Source organism: Paraburkholderia ultramafica (assembly GCF_902859915.1).
GTDB lineage: Bacteria > Pseudomonadota > Gammaproteobacteria > Burkholderiales > Burkholderiaceae > Paraburkholderia > Paraburkholderia ultramafica.
This window is the reverse complement of record NZ_CADIKK010000107.1, coordinates 1-3,332: the sequence shown is the minus strand read 5'-3', so window position 1 is coordinate 3,332 and position 3,332 is coordinate 1. Positions and strand designations below refer to the sequence as shown.

General features: G+C 59.9%; 2 protein-coding genes and 1 pseudogene. 2 read left to right on the top strand and 1 reads right to left on the bottom strand.

What is annotated here, in order from left to right; genetic code table 11:
• Positions 1-110 (bottom strand): annotated as a pseudogene (locus HV744_RS37915) (DNA-binding response regulator); the annotation flags it as partial.
• Between the two features lie 1,074 nt (positions 111-1,184).
• Here HV744_RS37915 and HV744_RS36215 point away from each other — a divergent pair.
• Both HV744_RS36215 and HV744_RS36210 read left to right on the top strand, forming a co-directional pair.
• Positions 1,185-1,610, top strand: coding sequence for a PRC-barrel domain-containing protein (locus tag HV744_RS36215; protein WP_175154038.1), 426 nt, complete (start codon positions 1,185-1,187; stop codon positions 1,608-1,610).
• A 308-nt stretch (positions 1,611-1,918) separates the two neighbouring features.
• On the top strand, positions 1,919-2,770 hold the full coding sequence (locus tag HV744_RS36210) for an AsmA family protein (protein ID WP_175154037.1): 852 nt from the start codon (positions 1,919-1,921) through the stop codon (positions 2,768-2,770).
• Positions 2,771-3,332 lie beyond the last annotated feature (562 nt).

The following is a 3,332-nucleotide window of genomic DNA, read 5'->3' as shown; positions in this document are numbered from 1 at the left end:
ATGTTCGAAAAGAACAGCGCCGCCAGCCGGTACTGTGTTCCGGACAACGGAACCGGCTGACCGCGCAACATGACAATCTGGCGGCGAGTATCGAAATGTAAGTCGCCGAGCAAACGAATAAAACCCAATAAAATCATTGACTTACAAGAATTTTTCCGCGTCGACTCAGACGCAGAAACCGGCGGATACGTCCTAATAAAATCAAATAGTTACCGGGGGGTTTTGAACACGGCTCCGCCTGAAACCACGGTCGAACGAAATCGGCAGTTGTCGTCGGGGCCGCGCTGTTGCGCTGACAGACCGCTCCGGCGACAAACAAAAATCCGCGCTCGCGGCGAATGTCGTCTCCTGCCTATCGAGCTAACGGTAGGGTCAGCGCATTGAACCACCGCCGCTGCTCCGCCCCGGTCCCACACCGAACTTCGGTATTCGCCCCCTCTTCTGCGGTCCGGACTTGTGCTGTCCCACAGCAGCTTCCCAGGTTCAACGGTCATCCGCGTCCCGGTGCCGGCCGGCAAGTACTGGCCAATCCAGTCTTTCGTCTTCACCGACTAGGACCGACCGCGAATGACCGGTGTCGAGCGAAGCGAACAGGCGCTATCGACCCAGTTGAGCCGTTCGACTCCGGGCGGCATCAGCGGCAGCTATCGAACTTAGGTCGGTCATACACGTAAGTCCGTCAGGCATGGTCTACAGGTAGCAGTTCATCGTCAACCGGACGGGGGACAGGTGCTTCATCCCATCACAGGCTGTCGGGGGCACATCGAATACTTGCCGGCGTTCCGACACACGGGCTTCGTCCTGTGGCAGCCAGTTGTGACAACGATTGCATTGGCCGTCAATGGATGTGATGGTACACGGTCTGGGTCGGCTGCTCGACTTGCTTAAGCGTCGTTGGTTCTGTCGCACGGTAGGCCGGCAAGGTTGCAAAAACGGGAACTATGAGTTGGTGCCACGGGGCTTGTAAGCCGACAGCAAGTGGATAAACTGGCGCCCAACGATCTGGCATACAGGCTCTCGGCCGCGCCGGGCCGGTGTTTCACTAACCTATGCGACTCCCGACGTCCCCCAACCTTTAACTGGCATTGGGACATTGCCCGCGGTAGCGAAGGGACATTGGCCGGCGTCGCCCCCGGGGGCCGAAGAACGTGCCAGAAACCGAATCTAACGATGGAGTGAACGATATGGCTTTGCACAAGGCAGTATTGGTAGCAGTGGCACTTGCAGCATGTATCGATGCGCATGCACAGGTCGCCGGCACACAGACTCTGAGCGTCACTATTAAGCAGTCCCAGGCGCTTTTGCAGGGATGGAGCGTCAAGAAGAGCGTGCTGGGCAAATCGGTCTACAACGACCAGAACGAAAAAATCGGCGCGGTCAAAGATCTGATCGTGGCCCCGGACGGCTCCGTGTCGGCGGCCATCGTCGCTACAGGCGGCTTCCTCGGCGTCGCCACGCATGACGTAGCGGTGCCCATCAACGCACTCGACGTGCGCGGCGGCAATCTATATCTGCCTGGCGCCACCAAGGACGCCCTGAAGGCAACGCCGGAGTTCCAGTATGCGAAGGTGCAATCGCCGCCTAAGCCGAAGAAGGTTCAGGCAGAGTGACCTGTTTTCAACAGTCCTAAGCTGAGGTCGTTGCGGCTGGCAAGGTCAGTCGCAACGACCTATCACCGGACTCGAGATTCGCGCTCAACCGCTTGCCCCTTCAGTCCCCTTGCGCTGCGCACTCAACACGCTGCCCCCGCGCTGTTCGGATGGGGGTATTGCAGAGTAGCCCATCCGAACAAAGCCCCTTCAGACCGCCTTCGCATTTTTCCATTTCAAAGCCACTTCTGTAGTCAATATTGGCGACTGCTGATTAACAAGGCCGCGCGTCTGAACGGGCCATCGCCTTTCATGGATCACCCAACACCATGCAAAAAACCCTCGGACTTGCCGTTGCCACCGTGCTCGCCGTCGCCGCTATTGCGCTGTGGACCCTGCTCGCCCGGTTCGAACCATCCATCAAGTCCACCATCGAGACGCAAGGCGCGCTTGCGACCCAGACGCAGGTGCTCGTTGGTAGCGTCGAATTCTCGCCCTTAACCGGCGTGGGCACGCTTGATGGACTTACCGTGGGCAACCCCACTGGTTTCTCTTCGCCCTACGCCGTAGTGGTGGACCGTATCGCCTTGCAGGTGGAAAGCGGCTCACTTCTCGGCGGTGGCCCTGTCATTGTTGATTCCGCCACAGTCATCGCGCCGCAGATTACTTACAAGGCGCAAAGTCCCACCGCCACCAGCAACCTGGAGACAATCAAGAACAACGCCCAGGCCTATTCCGCCACCCCGGCCGCCATCCGGGTCGGCAGCAACGCGCGCAAGGTCATCATCCGCAACCTCACCGTCATGGGCGGCACACTCTCACTTGACATTCACCTGCCCGGAGGCGCGCTTACGGTACCGCTACCTCCGCTGCATCTCGTCAATATCGGCGCGACCACAAACGGCGCCACTCCGCCCGAGATCATCCGTGCCGTGTGCGAGGCGCTCGCGGACGAAGCGAAAAAGGCGGTCACCGAGGCCATCGCCCAAAAGCTGAAATCCGTTATCGATATGCTCAAGCCGCCCGTAGGTGGGTTGCCAAAGCTGCCGTCCCCTCCGTCCCTGCCGCGCCCGCCGTCCCCGCCGTCCCCGCCGTCCCTGTCGTCCCCGCCATCCCTGCCATCCCTGCCATCGCTGCCGCCCCCACCCGGCCTACCCTTGCCGCCCCCTCCTGGCTTTTAGGGCCTGACCGGGCCACTGCAATCCAGTCCCGATCAGAACCGTAGAGCGTAATAAACTTGTCAGTGCGCCGGGAGACCGGCAAGGAATAAGTGAGTGGAAGTCTCTCACAACGAAGGTCTAGCTCCTCCCCCAAATGGAGGGCGTGCACGCCACGAGGCCGATAGTTACCAGCGCCATTCGTACGGCCCGAAACCGCGAATGACTGTGCCTCAGCCTGCGATTTCTTGCGGGTTTTTCTTGTGCGGGCAGCCCTCCGTCTCATCCTCGTCGGCTCACCTTTTCGCATAAGGCCGAGAAGCGGCGCTGATCTTCCCCAGACTGAGAGACTGCTTTTTTGGGTGGTACCGACACTCGAATGTCTTCCTGCACCTAAGGTCGAACGGCGGGAGTTGGCCGACTGCCGCCCGATGCGGTCTGCCGAGATCGAAGCTGCCGATTCAGCTCGCAAGTCCCGCAATCTCGGAGCACCGAGTCAGGCTAAAGCTCGCGGTGACTCCTGGTAAACCTCCTCGGTAAGTTACAAGCAGAAGTCCACCTGGAAGGGCCGCCCGTTGAAGAGCAA